This is a genomic window from Puniceibacterium antarcticum (assembly GCF_002760615.1).
GTDB classification, from domain to species: domain Bacteria; phylum Pseudomonadota; class Alphaproteobacteria; order Rhodobacterales; family Rhodobacteraceae; genus Puniceibacterium; species Puniceibacterium antarcticum.
This window is the reverse complement of the sequence record NZ_AWWI01000121.1, coordinates 353,289-369,489: the sequence shown is the minus strand read 5'-3', so window position 1 is coordinate 369,489 and position 16,201 is coordinate 353,289. Positions and strand designations below refer to the sequence as shown.

15 protein-coding genes and 1 other RNA gene are annotated in these 16,201 nt (G+C 60.8%); 10 read left to right on the top strand and 6 right to left on the bottom strand.

The features are described 5' to 3' along the window. Window positions 1-275 precede the first annotated feature (275 nt). Together P775_RS18855 and acuI are read right to left on the bottom strand one after the other, a co-directional pair. Entirely contained in the window at window positions 276-1,919 is a 1,644-nt protein-coding gene (locus P775_RS18855) for a BCCT family transporter (protein WP_099912423.1), read from the bottom strand. Window positions 1,920-2,316: 397 nt separating this feature from the next. Beyond that, window positions 2,317-3,309 (bottom strand): acryloyl-CoA reductase, encoded by a 993-nt coding sequence (gene acuI / locus P775_RS18850; RefSeq protein WP_099912422.1) that lies wholly within the window; start codon window positions 3,307-3,309, stop codon window positions 2,317-2,319. A gap of 181 nt (window positions 3,310-3,490) precedes the next feature. Between acuI and P775_RS18845 the strand changes: the two genes are divergently transcribed. From P775_RS18845 to P775_RS29595, 9 genes are all read left to right on the top strand, one after another. After that, the gene (locus P775_RS18845; RefSeq protein WP_099912421.1) at window positions 3,491-4,225 is read left to right on the top strand and encodes a FadR/GntR family transcriptional regulator; all 735 of its coding nucleotides are present in this window, start codon (window positions 3,491-3,493) and stop codon (window positions 4,223-4,225) included. A gap of 163 nt (window positions 4,226-4,388) precedes the next feature. After that, window positions 4,389-4,739, top strand: a complete 351-nt coding sequence (locus P775_RS18840) for a DUF4345 family protein (protein WP_099912420.1) — start codon at window positions 4,389-4,391, stop codon at window positions 4,737-4,739. A gap of 49 nt (window positions 4,740-4,788) precedes the next feature. Then, window positions 4,789-5,143, top strand: a transfer-messenger RNA (tmRNA) gene (gene ssrA, locus P775_RS18835). 293 nt (window positions 5,144-5,436) lie between these two features. Continuing rightward, window positions 5,437-6,687 (top strand): chromate efflux transporter, encoded by a 1,251-nt coding sequence (gene chrA, locus P775_RS18830; protein ID WP_099912419.1) that lies wholly within the window; start codon window positions 5,437-5,439, stop codon window positions 6,685-6,687. Window positions 6,688-6,807: 120 nt separating this feature from the next. After that, on the top strand, window positions 6,808-7,299 hold the full coding sequence (locus tag P775_RS18825) for an SspB family protein (RefSeq protein ID WP_099912418.1): 492 nt from the start codon (window positions 6,808-6,810) through the stop codon (window positions 7,297-7,299). Window positions 7,300-7,385: 86 nt separating this feature from the next. Beyond that, entirely contained in the window at window positions 7,386-8,789 is a 1,404-nt protein-coding gene (fumC, locus tag P775_RS18820) for a class II fumarate hydratase (RefSeq protein WP_099912417.1), read from the top strand. Beyond that, a complete protein-coding gene (locus tag P775_RS18815; protein ID WP_099912416.1) occupies window positions 8,786-8,971 on the top strand; it encodes a DUF4169 family protein in 186 nt (61 codons plus the stop codon). Before fumC ends, P775_RS18815 begins: the two co-directional genes overlap by 4 nt. Then, complete coding sequence (locus P775_RS18810; RefSeq protein WP_099912415.1) at window positions 8,968-9,186, top strand: ribbon-helix-helix domain-containing protein; 219 nt, start codon at window positions 8,968-8,970, stop codon at window positions 9,184-9,186. The genes P775_RS18815 and P775_RS18810 overlap by 4 nt, the downstream gene beginning before the upstream one ends. Before the next feature lie 23 nt (window positions 9,187-9,209). Then, window positions 9,210-9,569 carry an aspartate aminotransferase gene (locus tag P775_RS29595; RefSeq protein ID WP_342749669.1) on the top strand — a complete coding sequence of 120 codons (360 nt, stop codon included), beginning with the start codon at window positions 9,210-9,212 and terminating at the stop codon, window positions 9,567-9,569. On the opposite strand, the gene P775_RS18800 is transcribed toward P775_RS29595, so the two are convergent. Both P775_RS18800 and P775_RS18795 read right to left on the bottom strand, forming a co-directional pair. Continuing rightward, complete coding sequence (locus P775_RS18800) at window positions 9,554-10,456, bottom strand: fructose bisphosphate aldolase (protein ID WP_099912414.1); 903 nt, start codon at window positions 10,454-10,456, stop codon at window positions 9,554-9,556. The two genes, P775_RS29595 and P775_RS18800, sit on opposite strands and share 16 nt — an antisense overlap. A gap of 148 nt (window positions 10,457-10,604) precedes the next feature. After that, window positions 10,605-11,357 (bottom strand): cytochrome c biogenesis CcdA family protein, encoded by a 753-nt coding sequence (locus P775_RS18795; protein WP_099912461.1) that lies wholly within the window; start codon window positions 11,355-11,357, stop codon window positions 10,605-10,607. 93 nt (window positions 11,358-11,450) lie between these two features. Here P775_RS18795 and P775_RS18790 point away from each other — a divergent pair, with 93 nt between their 5' ends. Further along, the gene (locus P775_RS18790) at window positions 11,451-11,675 is read left to right on the top strand and encodes a sulfurtransferase TusA family protein (protein WP_099912413.1); all 225 of its coding nucleotides are present in this window, start codon (window positions 11,451-11,453) and stop codon (window positions 11,673-11,675) included. A 101-nt stretch (window positions 11,676-11,776) separates the two neighbouring features. Here P775_RS18790 and P775_RS18785 read toward each other — a convergent pair whose 3' ends face one another. Further along, window positions 11,777-14,632 carry an Rne/Rng family ribonuclease gene (locus P775_RS18785; RefSeq protein WP_099912412.1) on the bottom strand — a complete coding sequence of 952 codons (2,856 nt, stop codon included), beginning with the start codon at window positions 14,630-14,632 and terminating at the stop codon, window positions 11,777-11,779. Window positions 14,633-15,228: 596 nt separating this feature from the next. Then, window positions 15,229-16,164, bottom strand: a complete 936-nt coding sequence (locus tag P775_RS18780; RefSeq protein ID WP_281256106.1) for an NAD(P)-dependent oxidoreductase — start codon at window positions 16,162-16,164, stop codon at window positions 15,229-15,231. Window positions 16,165-16,201 lie beyond the last annotated feature (37 nt).

The window sequence follows — 16,201 nt, the reverse complement described above, 5'->3', positions numbered from 1 at the left end:
TCTCTCGCCATACCCCCGTTAACCTTTTGTCACATAGCGCGCCGAAACTGAGGTCAAACGTACAAAACCACTTTCCGGCTTCTTCTCTTCAAAAATACGCACAGACCACCTTGTAGCCAGCACCCCGGCCGGGTGCAGGCCGTTGCGCCTCAACACGCACCAGACACCAGCGCGCGCGGCACTCGCGCTCCGCAGGATCAAGCCATGAACATCCACCCCATGCAAAAGGCCCCGGACTCTCCCCCGGGGCCTTTCTACGTCACAAAGCAACGTACTTACATCGCGCGGCGTTCCGCCAGCAGGCCCTTGAAGATCGCCCAGCACATCACCAGCAACACCACCGTGAACGGCAGCCCGGTGGAAATCACCATGCTCTGCAGGGATTTCAGCCCCCCAGCGGACAGCAGCAGCACAATCGCCACAGCGCCTTCAAAGATGCACCAGAACACCCGCTGCGGCACGGGCGCATCGACCTTGCCCCCCGCCGTGATGGTGTCGATCACAAGTGAGCCGGAATCAGACGAGGTCACAAAGAACACGATGACCAGCACGATGCCGATAAAGCTTGTGATACTCGCCAGCGGCAATGCCGCCAACATCTTGAACAGCTGCAGCTCCAGCGCCGCGTCCTGTGCCACGGTATAGCCATCGGCCACCACCTGATGCACCGCAACGCCACCAAAGACCGCCATCCACAGCACGCAGACAAGGCTCGGGATCAGCAGCACGCAGGTCAGGAATTCCCGCACCGTGCGTCCGCGCGACACCCGCGCGATGAACATGCCCACAAAGGGTGACCAGCTGATCCACCACGCCCAGTAGAAGGATGTCCACCCCTGCACAAAGTTCACATCCGTCCGTCCGATCGGATTGGCCAGTGCAGGCAGATATTCCAGATAGGCACCCAGTGCGTCGACAAATCCGGTCAGGATCAGCATGGTCGGCCCCACGAACAGCACAAACACCAGCAGCAACGCCGCCAGCCCCATGTTGATCTCGGACAGGATCTTGACCCCACCGTCCAGACCGCGCAGCACCGAAATCAGCGCAATCGCCGTGATCCCGGAAATCAGCAGCACCTCGGTGGTCTCACCCACCGGAACGCCGAACAGCTCATTCAGACCGGCATTGGCTTGCGTGGCACCAAAGCCCAGCGACGTGGCCAGACCGAACAGCGTCGCAAACACCGCCAGAATGTCGATCAGATGCCCGGGCCAGCCCCAGACACGTTCCCCCAGAATCGGATAAAACGCCGACCGGATGGTCAGCGGCAGACCCTTGTTATAGCTGAACAGCGCCAGCGCCAGCGCCACAACCGCATAGATCGCCCAAGGGTGCAGACCCCAGTGAAAGATCGTCGCCGCCATGCCCAGACGTGCCGCAGCCTCCGCGTCACCTGCGGCCCCGCTCAGCGGTGCCCAGTCCGTGCGCACGCCATTCTCAAGGCTCGTGCCGCCCATCGACGTGGAAAAATGTGTCAGCGGCTCGGACACGCCGTAAAACATCAGGCCGATGCCCATGCCAGCCGCAAACAGCATCGCAAACCAGCCGATATAGGTGTAATCCGGGGTTGCATCCTTGCCGCCCAGCCGCACCTTGCCCAGCGGGCTCACGATCAGCACAAGGCAGAAGATCACAAACAGATTGGCCGCCGTGATGAAGAACCAGTCAAACCCCTGCGTCACAGAGTTGAACAGCCAGGTGAACACTGCCCCGGACTGTTCCGGCAGCGCCAGCGTGTAGAACACAAAGACGATGATGCTCAGCCCGGAAATCATGAAAACCGGGTTGTGAATGTCGAACCCGATGGGCCCGATCTTGCTTTCGATATTGTCCTGACCGATCTCGTAATCCGTGTCGATCAGAGCAGAGCGCCCCTCGGGGGCGGGTATGCCCTCGGCGCCTGTGGCATCTGTCATAGACTGTCCCCTTATCCTTGTTTTCTGCCGCGCTGCGCGGCTGCACAGGGCGCAACCCTGCGACCCCCCTGACTTGCACCAGCGCACCTCACACCGGGGTCGATCCCGACGGCATTTCTTAAAAACGACATGTTCAAAACAGAAAAGCCGCGCCAATTTCCGGTTTAAAAGGGAATTGCGCAGCACATCTTCAGAATATGTCGGTTCTGGAACAGTAGCTGAATAAGCAGGGCATGGCCACCCCACCCCCGGAACACCATCACAAGGCGGTCTGAAACACCGTCATCGCCTGCCGCATGCGTGACGCATCCGACAGGCAGACAACCAGCGATTTCCCCAAAGGGCGGAACGCCGCGAGCAGCAGACACAGCCCCCGGCTTGCCCGCTGCCGCAAGGCTCAGGCGTTCACATCAACCACAACCCGGCCCTTCACCTGCCCCTTGAGGATATCGGCCCCCAGCCCCGGCAGATCACTCAGCGTGGCGGGCTGCACCATGGCCTCAAGCTTGTCCATCGGCAGATCGCGCGCCACCCGCTCCCAGGCGCGCAGCCGGTTGTCATAGGGCTGCATCACGGAATCGATCCCCAGCAGGTTCACACCGCGCAAAAGAAACGGCACCACCGTCGCAGGCAGCGCCGCGCCCCCGGCCAGACCCACCGCCGCAACCGAAGCGCCATATTTCATCTGCCCCAGCACCCGCGCCAGCATCGCGCCCCCCACGGCGTCCACGCAACCCGCCCAGGTCTCGGCCTCCAGCGGCCGCTTCACCGTTTCCGCAATCTCTTCGCGCGCCACGATCCGCGTCGCCCCCAGCGATTTCAGATAGTCTTCCGTCTCGGGTCGCCCGGTCACCGCGGCCACGTCATAGCCCAGCGCCGACAGGATCGCCGTCGCCACCGACCCGACACCACCCGCCGCGCCCGTCACCAGCACCTCACCCTTCTCAGGCCTCAGTCCGTGATCCTCCAACGCCATCACCGCCAGCATCGCGGTAAAGCCCGCCGTGCCCACCGCCATCGCCTGACGCGTGTCCAGCCCCTCGGGCAGCGGCACCAGCCAGTCGGCCTTGACACGCGCCTTCTGGGCATAGCCGCCCCAATGGGCCTCACCCACACGCCAGCCGGTCAGAACAACCTTGTCCCCGGCTTTGTAGCGCGAATCCAAAGACTCCTCGACCACACCGGCAAAATCGATCCCCGGCACATGCGGATAATTACGTACCAGCCCGCCACCGGGGCCAACGCACAAGCCGTCCTTGTAATTCACCGTCGAATAGTCGACCGCGACCAGAACCTCGCCTTCTGGCAGATCCTCAACACCAATCTCCTTCACCGCCGCCGCAGTCTTGCCCGTCTCCGCATCCTTCTCGACCACAAGTGCCTTGAACATCGCATATCCTTTCCTGCGCAGGTCGCCCTGCTTCATCTGCCCTCAAATATCCCGGGGATCGTGAGGGGCTGGCCCCTCACTCCGTCTCTCACCCCCCGCGCAATCACCAGAAATCCGGCAGCGCCTTGACCACAGGAATGTCAGACAATTAAATAGCGATCAAATCCTAATTGTCAGACATATGAAAAACACCCCCGCAAACAGCTCAACCGACCTTTCGGCCCGGATCGCGCACTCCCTGCGCGACGCCATCCTTGACGGAAGCCTTATCGTGGGGGACCGCCTGCCCTCGGAATCCGACCTCTCAGAACAGTTCTCGGTCTCGCGCTCCACAGTGCGCGAGGCGCTGAAGCGTCTGGCCGCCCAGAACCTGATCCGCACCCAGCGCGGCGCCACCGGCGGCGCCTTCGTCAACCATCTCTCCTATGCAGAGGCGCACAACCAGCAGATCACCACCTCCACCCTTCTGCTGTCGATGAACGCCATCAGCTTTGATACCGCCTGCGAGGCGCGCTATGCGCTGGAACGTGCTTGCGCGCCCCTCGCCGCCCGGCGGCGCACAGCAGGTCAGCTGGACATCCTGCGCGCAGAAATCACCCGCCAGGGACAGCCGGATCTGACGGACGAAGCCTTCTGCGCCTCGGATGTCGCTTTTCACCGCGCGCTGGTCGATGCGGCGGGCAATCCGGTGCTGTCTTATCAGCTGGCCGGTGCGGTCGAGGCGATGCAGCCGCTGATGAACATGATCACCTTCACCGCCCGCTCACGTGTGCAAATCATCGCCCTGCACGGCCAGATCGCCGATGCGCTGGAACGTTCCGACGCCGCCGGAACCGATGCCGCCCTGGTGGGGCTGGAAAATTACACCCGCGATCTTGCCCGCACCGTGCTTGCCGCGCGCGCCGCTGCGCTCTGATCCAGACGCCATATCGTCAGCCATACGAAAACCAGACGCTTTCCATACGGGCTCCATATCGCGATCTTGCCAAAAATATCCTTGACCCTGCTAAGGAGTTTCCCGCCCTTTCCGGGGATCAGGACGGCGCTATGTCTGTTGAATCCCGCTTTGGAGCCTTCGCATGACCGATATTCTCAACCTCGCCTGTGCCCTGCTGACCGCCGCTTTCGGCCTCTTCGGCTTTCTCGCGCCGCGCTACACGGCGCAGGTGCTCGACCTCGCCCCGACAAGGACCAATATGGGGCTGAGCGAGATGCGCGCCTCTGCTGGGGGCCTGTTCCTCGCCCTCGGGCTGGGCTGCATCCTCATCGCCACCCCCATGGCCTATGCCATGATGGGGGTCGCCTATGCGGGCGCCGCCGCAGGACGCGCCCTGTCAATGACACTCGATAACCCGCCGCAGCCAAAGGCTTTTCTTTACTTCGCGTTCGAGGCGATCTTTGCCGTCTGGCTGCTTTACGCCAACCTCTGAACCGCGCCCTCGGTGCAGAACGTGCCTTTGCAACATCCCGCCAACCTTGCCCATTGAATTGCGCTGCGAACCCGCCTATATTGCGACTGTCTGGCAACAGACTATGGACATAAACGCGCTCGTAATACGCGGATCGGACCCGGGGGCGGTACCCGGCCACTCCACCATTACCCCCGTTCATTTGGCGGTCATGGGGTGGAAATAGGATCGACGAACGTCTAAAGGGGTTTTGCTTTGTCTCGGTGAGGTACCACCGTTATCGGTCCGAAAAGTACAATTGCAAATGACAATCGTGCTCCGATGGCTGTTGCCGCGTAAGCGGTACCAAACATCGAAAACTTAAGCCCTTGCGCTTAGCAGCGTAAGGCGGGGTTCGCAGGCACCTGGCAACAGAAGCCTGCACTTACCCCCAAATTTTCGACGACACGACGGCAGGATATGCGCCCGAGCCCAAGCCCGCATTACGCTTTTACTCTGCCGTCAAAATATACATAAGTATATGATATTATTATACATAAAACCCAATTCTCGAAACCCGTCCAGCCTCAATGCCCCCATCACACCCCAACAGACCTCACGCTCCTGCGCGCCAGCGGCGGACAAACATACTCTGGCGTTGACAGCCCCATGTGTCCTGCGCATTCCTTACGCCAAAGCCAACTTTGCTCCTTGATGATCCGCCTTACGGAGGCCCGGAATGACCCCGCCCCCCACATGGCCAGAGATGCTGCGCGTCTTTGGACGCATCGGCCTGCTGTCCTTTGGCGGTCCGGCGGCCCAGATCGGCGTGATGCACCGCGAACTGGTGGATGAACGCCCCTGGCTCAGCGAACAGCATTTCCTCAACTCACTCGGATTTTGCATGCTCCTGCCAGGACCCGAGGCGATGCAGCTTGCCACCTATGCCGGCTGGCGTTTGCGCGGAACCTGGGGCGGCCTTCTGGCGGGGCTGCTGTTTGTCATTCCAGGGGCCTTGGTCATTGCTGCGCTGGCGCTGCTCTATGCGCAATATGGCACCCTGCCGCAAACCGAGGCGCTGTTGCTGGGCATCAAAGCCGCGGTCATCGTAATCGTTTTTCAGGCCCTGCGCCGCCTTATGCGCAAGGGGCTGACCGGACCGGCCATGACCTGGGTTGCAGGATTAAGTTTTGCCGCGATCTTCCTGTTTCAAATTCCATTCCCTCTGCTGATCCTTGTCGCTGCCCTGTTCGGCGCCACCCGCGCCGCGCCCGGTGCGCCTCAGCCCGGCCTGCCGACCGGAACCTTCCAGCCGGGTGTCATCGCACTCTGGACCGCGCTCTGGCTGCTGCCGCTGCCGGTGCTGGCGCTGATGGGCCAAAGCCTGCTCTTTGTCCTTGCCGCGTTTTTTGCCAAGCTCGCCGTCGTGACCTTTGGCGGCGCCTATGCTGTGCTGGCCTATATGGCGCAGGAAGTGGTGACCGCGCGCGGTTGGCTAGACCCGCTGCAGATGATCGACGCCCTCGGCATGGCGGAAACCACCCCGGGTCCGCTGATTCTTGTTACACAATTTGTCGGCATGCTCACGGGATATGCCGCCGGTGGCCCGATGCTCGCACTGATCGCCGGGGCGCTGACGCTCTGGATGACTTTTGTGCCCTGTTTTTTATGGATATTTGCCGGGGCGCCCTATGTCGAACACCTGCAGACCCGCCCCCGCCTGCAAGCCGCGCTCGGGGCGATCACCGCCGCCGTGGTGGGTGTCATCCTCAACCTGTCGCTCTGGTTCGCACTGCATGTGGTGTTCGCCCGGGTCACACAGCAGCACCTCGGTCCGATGTCCCTGCCCCTGCCGGATCCGGCCAGCCTGCGCCCGGATGCGCTGATTCTGATCGCGCTCGCGGCCGTCCTCCTCCTTGTCTTGCGCCGGGGCCCGCTGATCACCCTGCCGCTGATGGCCCTTGCAGGCTGGGCTTTGTCGCAAGTCTGACCCGCCGGGACAGGTCTCTTGAGGAAGTTCCAAAAAAGACGTCGCAAAAATGCACTGGAGTCCTCTTTTGTTTCGCGGCAAATAGAATATGCTGACCTCACAACCATAAGGGATTGCGGCATGTCCCGCGGGATCGACTACGGAAACTTGATGCATCGGGCGATGCGTGGCCTCATTCAAGAGGTTCTGACATCTGTTCAGGCCAATGGCCTGCCCGGAGAACATCACTTTTTTATCACCTTCGACACGGCCCATCCGGACGTGGAAATCGCCGACTGGCTATCGGACCGCTATCCGGGCGAAATGACTGTGGTGATGCAGCACTGGTACGACAACCTTGATGTCACCGACGAAGGGTTCTCCGTTTCGCTGAACTTTGGCGATGCGCCTGAACTGCTATATATCCCCTATGACGCCATCAAGACCTTTGTGGATCCCTCTGTCGAATTTGGCCTGCGTTTTGAAACGCATGAGGAAGAAGACGAAGGCGAAGACGCCCCCACTGCCGCCATCAAGCCAACCGAACCCGCGGCGCGTCCCAAGCTTGGCAAATCCAGCCCGGCCGACAAAAAGGACGCTGATGTGGTCAGTCTGGACAGTTTTCGCAAATAAGCCGGACCCGATTCCGATCTTGACGATTGCCCCCTGACGTTGCGGGCGGTAAACCCGCGCGTATTGCACAGGACAGGAACGTTTTCATGGCCCCGACATCCTCAACCCGCACCGAAACCGACAGCTTTGGCCCCCTTGAGGTGCCGGGTGACAAGTACTGGGGCGCACAGACCCAGCGCTCGATCATGAACTTCCCCATCGGTTGGGAACGTCAGCCAGTCGCCATCATCCGCGCCCTCGGCGTGATCAAGAAGGCCTGCGCGACCGTCAACATGGCGCAGGGCGACATGCCCGCCGAGATCGGCAATGCCATCACAGCCGCCGCTCAGGAAGTCATCGAGGGCAAGTTTGACGACAATTTCCCGCTGGTGGTCTGGCAGACCGGGTCCGGCACCCAGTCCAACATGAACGCGAACGAGGTCATCTCGAACCGCGCCATCGAAATGCTCGGCGGCGAAATGGGCAGCAAAACGCCCGTTCACCCCAATGATCACTGCAACATGGGTCAGTCGTCGAACGACACCTTTCCGACCGCAATGCATGTCGCCATCGGGATGAGCGCGCGTGACACCCTGCTGCCTGGCCTGCGCAAACTGCAGGCCGCCCTCGCCGCGAAGTCCGAAGAGTTCAAGGACATCATCAAGATCGGCCGCACCCACACGCAGGACGCCACCCCCCTGACCCTGGGTCAGGAATTCGGCGGCTATGCGCATCAGGTGGCCAAGGGCATCGCGCGCGTGGAAATGTGCCTGCCCGACATCTATGAACTGGCGCAGGGCGGCACCGCCGTCGGCACCGGGCTGAACACAAAAAAGGGCTGGGACACCCGGGTCGCGGCAGAAATCGCCGCCGTCACCGACCTGCCCTTTGTCACCGCACCGAACAAGTTCGAAGCACTCGCCGCCCATGACGCCATGGTGATGTTCTCGGGCGCGCTGAAAACCGTGGCGGCCAGCCTGTTCAAGATCGCCAATGACATGCGTCTGCTCGGCTCTGGTCCGCGCTCTGGTCTGGGCGAATTGATCCTGCCGGAAAACGAACCCGGCTCGTCGATCATGCCGGGCAAGGTCAACCCGACCCAGGCCGAGGCGCTGACCATGGTCTGCGCACAGGTGATGGGCAATGACGCGGCTGTGGGCTTTGCCGGCTCTCAGGGTCACTTTGAATTGAACGTCTACAACCCGATGATGTCCTATAACGTGCTGCAAAGCATGCAACTGCTGGGCGACGCAGCGGGCAGCTTTACTGACAATATGGTCGCAGGCACCCAAGCCAACGTAGCGCGGATCGACCAGCTGATGAAGGAATCTCTGATGCTGGTGACGGCCCTCGCGCCGACCATCGGTTATGACAATGCCACCAAGGTGGCCAAGACCGCCCACAAGAACGGCACGACCCTCAAGGAAGAGGCGATCGCGCTGGGATTTGTCGACGCAGAAACATTTGACCGCGTGGTGCGGCCAGAAGACATGATCGGACCCAAAGAATGAGCACTCTCACCAATCTCAACAAGGCCCGCAAGGACCGCAAGCGCGATTCCGAAAAGCGGGATGCCAACATGCATTCCGCAAAATTCGGCCGCTCCAGCGCCGACAAGCAGGCGCTTGTCGCCAGGCTGAGCAAAGCCGCCAAGGCGCTCGACGGACATAAGATCGACGACAAGGACGCGTGAGCGCACGTCCCGTCAAACGCTCTCTGACCCTGCGCGGACATCGCACATCGGTGTCGCTGGAGGACGCCTTCTGGGCCGCCTTTCGCGACATCGCCACCGCGCAGGCCAAGCCGCTGAACCAGCTTGCCGCCGAAATAGACGCAGCGCGCGCGCTGGATGTGGGGCTTGCCTCGGCGATACGGGTATTTGTGCTCGAATGGTTCAGGGATCCTTAACCAAGCAAGGCGATGCTTTGGACATGAGCACGCGACACACATTCATTGCGCCGGATATCTGGGTTCGGCAGATCTTTTCCGCAAAGGCGGCGCGGGATGGCGGGATTGTCCGTCGCTCTCTGCGGGACATCGACCGCATGATCGGTCGCGATGCGTTCGAGAGGGAATTGCAAAGGCGTGGATACAGCGCGGTGTTCAATGCCGGACAGGTCGTTATATTTTGCAATAACGAACCAGTTCGCCTTCTGGTCGGACCTGCACCGCCAGCGCAAAAGTTTTCAGAAAACTTTTGCCAAGACTTTTCAGAAAAGTCTTGGTCCGACGGCAAGGGATCCCTCCGTATCCCGCCGGACCAAAATCCTTCAGGTTACAGAGACGCCTGATAGATCTTGTCGATATTGCCACCCAGGGCCGTGTTGAACTCGTCCTCGGATTGCTGCTTGCTCAAGCCTTCGGTCAGAGCCCGCGAAAAGCTCGCGATCATCTTGCGGTTGTGGGACAGCTTTGCGCAGGCATCGTCGGTGGAATATCCGCCAGACAGGGCCACAACCCGCAGCACCTTGGGATGGTCGGCCAGAACGTCATAGACATTGGCTTGGGTCGGGATCGACAGTTTCAGCATGACATCCTGCCCATCTTCCAGCGCGTCGAGATGCTTCAGGATCTCGTCGCGCAGCATCTCTTCGGCTTCTGCCTTCGTCTCTGAATGGATGTTCACCTCAGGTTCGATGATCGGCACCAGACCAGCGGCAACAACCCTCTTGGCAACATCGAACTGCTGCGCCACCACGGCGGCGATCCCGGTCGCATTGGCATGATGCACGACAGACCGTTCCTTGGTGCCGAAAATGCCAAAGCCGACCGCGTCAGCCAGGAGCGCCTCAAGATCCGGCATCGGCTTCATCAGCTGGACGCCATCCGCCTCGTCTTCCAGACCCTTGTCGATCTTCAGAAACGGAACGACACCGCGATCTTCCCACAGCAGCGCCGCTGTCGGCGTGCCGTTGATCTCTGCACGCATGGTCCGTTCAAACAGAATCGCACCCAGAACCTTGTCCGACGTGAAATCTGGGGCCAGAATGATGCGCGAACGCATCGCGTGAATTTCGCCGTACATCTCTGTGTCGCCGGAATAGCTGTCTTCTTCCACACCATAAAGTTTCAGCGCCTTTGGCGTGGAACCACCGCTCTGATCCAAAGCGGCAATAAAGCCTTTTCCGGTTTTTATACGCTCGGCCTGTGCCGAAAATACTGCGGAATCCTGTGCCATTTTTGATCCAATACCCTTGCTGATCACGTTCGCGAAAGTCCTAAGCGAAAGATCCGCACGATGGTAGAGACTCATCAGAGGTTTAGCGCTAACCGTCTGAAATTATACACGCTCCGCCCAAAGGTCGGCGCGGGATTGACCAAGGCGCTCAGCCCAGCGTGGCCAGTGTCGGAAAGGTTTCCAGCAGCCAGAAGGAAAAGCTGGAAAATGCGCCGGTCACCAGAGCAAGGCCCACCACAATCAGAAGCACACCCATCACCCGTTCGATCAACTTCATATGTCGCTTGATGCGGTTCATCAGCGTCATCGCCCGGCTCAGGAACAGCGCGGCGAAAAGGAACGGAATGCCAAGCCCCGCCGCATAGATGCCCAGCAGCAGCGTGCCCCGCGCAACCGATGCCTCGGAGGCCGCAAGTGACAGGATCGCGCCCAACTGCGGCCCGATGCAGGGGGTCCAGCCAAAGGCAAAAGCCAGGCCAAGGATATAGGCGCCAAAGGCAGATCCCCCGCCATCCCCTGCCTCAATCCGCGCCTCGCGGTCCAGAAACGGAATGCGGAAGATCCCCAGAAAATGCAGGCCAAAAACAATCACCACAACGCCGGAAATCTGCGACAAAAGCTCCTGATTCTGCAGGAAGAATGCCCCGAATATCGAAGCGGTGAACCCCAGAAGCAGGAACACCGTCGACAGCCCCATGACAAAGAACAGCGCAGCAATCACCGCGCGGAACCGGGCAGAGCCACCACCCTGCATCTCGGCCACGCTCACACCCGACATGAAGGCCAGATAAGGCGGCACAATGGGCAGCACGCATGGGCTCAGGAACGATACGATCCCGGCCAGCAGTGCGACAAACATGGCGGGCGCAAGCCCCGCGTCGATGATTTCGATTCCGAACATGCCCCTGACATAGGCCATCGCGAGGCTGCCGTCACGCGACCTGGCGTCACAACCCTGTGGACAGGCTGTAACACTGGGCCTAAATCACAGGACATGAAACATGACCTTGATGCCACCGGATTGCTCTGCCCCCTGCCCGTGCTGAAAGCGCGAAAGCGTTTGATGGCTTTATCCCGCGGCGAGGTGCTGTCGCTGCGCACCGACGATCCGGCCGCAGTGATCGACGTGCCGCATTTCTGCGCCGAAGCGGGGCACCACTTGCAGAGCTCTGCCGAGGATGGCACCGCCATGATCTGGACCATCTGCAAGGGCGGCTGAACCGCATCTGATCAGACCACCCCGCACCATAAGAAAAGCCCCGGCAGATCTGCCGGGGCTTTTACATTTCACTCTGTGGCCTGATCAGGACCTGTTATGCCTCAGCGCCCCATGGCCCACCAGCCGCGTTTCTTCGGCTTTGAATCGTCCTGCTCATCCGTCTCGGGCTGTGCAGCCTCGGCTTGTGCAGGCTCCAGTTTGCGCTCAGCCGAGGTCTCGGCAACCGGCTCTGCCTCTGCCGGGATGTCCGCCACAACAGGCGTCTCAGGCACAACGACAGCTTCGGGCTCTGCAACCACCTGAACCGTTTCTACCTCGACCGATGCCGGTGCCGGTTCCTGGCTCAGACTTTCAGGCTCCTGAACCGCTTCGAGTTCCGGCAGGGTCTCTGCGGCGATCACGGCGTCCACCGGGGCCGGTGTGGCCTCGGCGACCGGGGCTGCTTCGGGCGCCACAACCTCGGGGGCAGGCTCGGATACGGCTGCAGCCACCGCTTCCGCAGGTACTTGTGCGACCTCTTCCACCGGTTTGCGGCGTGCGCGGGTCCGCTTGGGCTTGGGCGCAACTTCCGCCGCGGCCTCACCCTCGGCCACTGCATCCGCCGCAGGCTTTCTGGAACGCGACCGGGTCCGCTTGGGCTTTGGTGCCGGCGCTTCTTCAGCAACTGGGGCCTCAGCTTCAGCCGCCTCTACCTCGGCCACGATCTGTGTCGGGGTCGGCATCGGCTCTGCACTCACCGCATCGCCAGACTCATCCGCATCAGTGGATCCGTCAGCCTCAGAAGAAGCGTCGGAACTGTCGTCCGAATCCCCGTTCTGATCGCCATTCTCGGACCCGTTGGACGATTTGCCCCGGCTGCGCCGACGCCGACGACGGCGTTTCTTTGGCTTGTCATCCTCATCCGATTTCTCGGCTTGCGGCTGGGCAGGTGCGTCACTGCTCTGCTGTGTCTCTGCAACGACGACTTCGGCTTCTGCCTCGTCCTCGTCTTCTTCCTCTTCGACATAGTCTTCGTCGACCTGATCCATCAGCGAAGTGTCAACCGACACCACATGCGCCAACACTTCGGGCACGGTGCGGGTCGCAGTCTTGAATTTTTCAAGGCTGAAATCCGGGCTGACCAGATGCGGATGCCCTTCGATCCGAATGGCCATGCCATAACGGATCTCGATCTGGGCGATATGCTCCCGCTTCATGTTCATCAGGTAGTTGGCAATGCCAACCGGCGCCTTGACGAGCACTTCAAGCGACCGTTTACGAACACCCTCTTCCTCGATCTCGCGCAGGATGGATAGGGCAAGGTTGTCGTCCGAACGTATCAGACCGGTGCCGTGGCAGGCCGCGCAGGGCGCGGTCGTCGCCTCGATCATGCCGGGACGCAGGCGCTGACGGGACATTTCGAGAAGGCCGAAACCACTGATCCGGCCCACCTGAATGCGGGCGCGGTCGGTTTTCAGCTTGTCCTTGATCTTCTTTTCGACAGCGAGGTTGTTCTTGCGCTCGTCCATGTCGATAAAGTCGATCACGATCAGACCGGCAAGGTCACGCAGACGCAGCTGGCGCGCCACCTCTTCGGCGGCCTCGAGGTTGGTCTTGGTCGCGGTATCCTCGATCGAGCCTTCCTTGGTGGCACGGCCCGAGTTCACGTCGATGGCCACAAGCGCCTCGGTCACGCCGATCACGATGTACCCACCGGATTTCAGCTGAACCGTCGGGTTGAACATCGAAGACAGATACGACTCGACCTGATAGCGCGCAAACAGCGGCATCTGTTCGGCGTAATGCTTCACGTTTTTCGCATGGGACGGCATGATCATCTTCATGAAGTCCTTGGCGATGCGGTAGCCGCGCTCGCCCTCGACAAACACCTCGTCGATATCGCGGTTATAGAGATCGCGGATCGACCGTTTGATCAGGTCGCCCTCTTCATAAATCTTCGCGGGCGCAATCGACTTCAGCGTCAGCTCGCGGATCTGTTCCCACAGGCGCTGCAGATATTCATAGTCACGCTTGATCTCGGTCTTGGTGCGTTTCGCCCCGGCGGTGCGCACGATCAGACCGGCGCCCTTGGGCACCTCGATGGTCTGGGCAATTTCCTTGAGCTTGGCACGGTCGACAGCATTGGTGATCTTGCGCGAAATGCCACCACCACGGGCGGTGTTCGGCATCAACACGCAGTAGCGCCCAGCCAGCGACAGGTATGTGGTCAGCGCCGCGCCTTTATTGCCGCGCTCTTCCTTGACGACCTGCACCAGCAGGATCTGACGGACCTTGATGACTTCCTGAATCTTGTAGCGGCGCGGACGCGGTTTGCGCACCGGGCGAAAATCTTCTTCGGTATCCTCATCGGCGACGGATTCGATGGTCTCGTCGCGTTCAGAGGCTTGCGTGCCATCCCCGGTATCGTCGTGGTGATCATCGTCGCCGTGATCATGATCGTGATCATCGTTGGGTTCTTCCACCGGCGTTGCCGCAACGGTTTCCATGGGCGACAGACCTTCGGTGTCCGAGGTTTCCTCGTCATCCAGGTCAATCGTCTCCATCCCCGACACTTCCTGCGTCGCAGTGGCATCGTCGGAACGGGTGCTTTCGGAGCGCGAGCGCGTGCGCGTCCGGCTGCGGGCGCGCTTGGGTTTGTCTTCCTCGTCCTCACGCTGCTGCGCTTCGGCATAGGCCTGCTCTTCGTCCATCAGCGCTTTACGGTCGGCGACGGGGATCTGATAATAATCCGGGTGAATCTCGGAAAACGCTAGGAAACCATGACGATTTCCGCCGTAATCGACAAACGCCGCCTGAAGCGACGGTTCGACCCGTGTTACCTTTGCAAGGTAAATGTTGCCAGCAAGCTGGCGTTTGTTTTCTGATTCAAAGTCGAATTCCTCGACCTTGTTTCCGTCAACCACCACAACGCGGGTCTCTTCCGCGTGGGTGGCGTCGATAAGCATTTTCTTAGCCATTTTATCCGTTTGCACGCCAAACGCGTGCTGGGCCCTAGCGGGTGCAGCACGGCTCGGGGGTGTCTTGTCAAGGCGAAGTACGGCGCGCAGGCACGCAAAGACCTTTGGTCTCTTGCGGGGTGCCTTTGTATGATCGCGCGCGTCATCGCGGTTCTTCTCCGACGCAAAAGCAGCTAAATCCGTTGGGATCCCGTCCGTTTGCGCCCATGTGATGCCCGACGCCATTGCAGCGCCCGGGCGAACTTGGTGGCCTTGCGGCCCTATCGGTCTGTCCAGTGCACGGGTAAAACCCGGGGCAAACTGTCCAGCGAAACTCGTGTGGCGTTTCGCTTCGCGCGAAAACGGCCTGACAGTCAGCATAAGACCACCCTGCCCATCCTGACAATGGGCAATCGTTGCGGGGACGGGTCTGCTGTGGATAAAGTTGTCACTGTGACCGGTTCAGGGCCAGAAAACAGTCTGTTTTGCAAAGGTTTGGCGCAGATGCCGCGGTGGTCCTGTCCGGCGCCTTTGGCGTCAGATCCGGGCAGGCCTTTCATTTTCAGCAGCTCCGGCGCGCGTTTTTCGACACCTCAGGCTTTTGCCTATCTGGCGCTTCAGGCTTCCATTGCCTGCAAGCGTTTGATCAGGCTGGAAGTGTCCCAGCGGCTGCCGCCCAGCTTCTGCACATCCTTGTAAAACTGATCGACAAGTGCTGTGACCGGCAGCGATGCGCCAACCTCGTCCGCCGCTTCAAGACAGATGCCCAGATCTTTGCGCATCCAGTCCACCGCGAAGCCGTGATCGAACTTGTCGTCCAGCATCGTCTCGGACCGGTTGTTCATCTGCCAGGATCCCGCTGCGCCCTGACTGATCACCTCGACCACGGCGCGCCCGTCAAGCCCGGCCTTTTGCGCAAAGTGCAGTGCTTCGGACAGCCCCTGCACCAGACCCGCTATGGCGATCTGGTTGCACATTTTTGTCATCTGGCCCGCGCCACTGTCGCCAATCCGCCGACAGATGCGCGCATAGGCGTCGATTACCGGCATCGCCGCCTCGAACGCTGCCGCATCGCCCCCGCACATCACCGACAGCGCGCCATTCTCCGCCCCTGCCTGCCCGCCAGAGATCGGCGCATCGACAAAGCACACGCCAAGGGCGCTCGCCGCTGCATAAAGCTCGGCCGTCACCTTGGCCGACACGGTGGTGTGATCGACAAAGACAGCACCCTGCGCCATGCCGGCAAAGGCGCCGTCTTCCCCCAGGCAGACCGAGCGCAGATCTGCGTCATTGCCCACGCAGGACATCACAAACGCTGCGCCGCGCGCAGCCTCGATCGGTGTCGCACCCATCGCGCCGCCATATTCCGTCACCCAGGCTTCGGCCTTGGCGGTGGTGCGGTTGTAGACGGTGACCTCATGTCCCGCCTTGGCCAGATGACCGGCCATCGGATAGCCCATCACGCCCAGACCCAGAAATGCGACTTTTGCCATGTTCAGCTCCTTCAGTTTCCTGTTCGCGCAATTGGTGACCTCTGGGCCGACCCTTGGCAAGAGGCGCAGGGCGGGTTAACCCGGGGACGACGCTCAT

What these genes read in the sequence shown, in the direction of transcription:
- P775_RS18855 (WP_099912423.1), bottom strand. Translation starts at nt 1,919, where the DNA reads ATGACAGATGCCACAGGCGCCGAGGGCATACCCGCCCCCGAGGGGCGC.
- acuI (WP_099912422.1), bottom strand. Translation starts at nt 3,309, where the DNA reads ATGTTCAAGGCACTTGTGGTCGAGAAGGATGCGGAGACGGGCAAGACT.
- P775_RS18845 (WP_099912421.1), top strand. Translation starts at nt 3,491, where the DNA reads ATGAAAAACACCCCCGCAAACAGCTCAACCGACCTTTCGGCCCGGATC.
- P775_RS18840 (WP_099912420.1), top strand. Translation starts at nt 4,389, where the DNA reads ATGACCGATATTCTCAACCTCGCCTGTGCCCTGCTGACCGCCGCTTTC.
- chrA (WP_099912419.1), top strand. Translation starts at nt 5,437, where the DNA reads ATGACCCCGCCCCCCACATGGCCAGAGATGCTGCGCGTCTTTGGACGC.
- P775_RS18825 (WP_099912418.1), top strand. Translation starts at nt 6,808, where the DNA reads ATGTCCCGCGGGATCGACTACGGAAACTTGATGCATCGGGCGATGCGT.
- fumC (WP_099912417.1), top strand. Translation starts at nt 7,386, where the DNA reads ATGGCCCCGACATCCTCAACCCGCACCGAAACCGACAGCTTTGGCCCC.
- P775_RS18815 (WP_099912416.1), top strand. Translation starts at nt 8,786, where the DNA reads ATGAGCACTCTCACCAATCTCAACAAGGCCCGCAAGGACCGCAAGCGC.
- P775_RS29595 (WP_342749669.1), top strand. Translation starts at nt 9,210, where the DNA reads ATGAGCACGCGACACACATTCATTGCGCCGGATATCTGGGTTCGGCAG.
- P775_RS18800 (WP_099912414.1), bottom strand. Translation starts at nt 10,456, where the DNA reads ATGGCACAGGATTCCGCAGTATTTTCGGCACAGGCCGAGCGTATAAAA.
- P775_RS18795 (WP_099912461.1), bottom strand. Translation starts at nt 11,357, where the DNA reads ATGTTCGGAATCGAAATCATCGACGCGGGGCTTGCGCCCGCCATGTTT.
- P775_RS18790 (WP_099912413.1), top strand. Translation starts at nt 11,451, where the DNA reads ATGAAACATGACCTTGATGCCACCGGATTGCTCTGCCCCCTGCCCGTG.
- P775_RS18785 (WP_099912412.1), bottom strand. Translation starts at nt 14,632, where the DNA reads ATGGCTAAGAAAATGCTTATCGACGCCACCCACGCGGAAGAGACCCGC.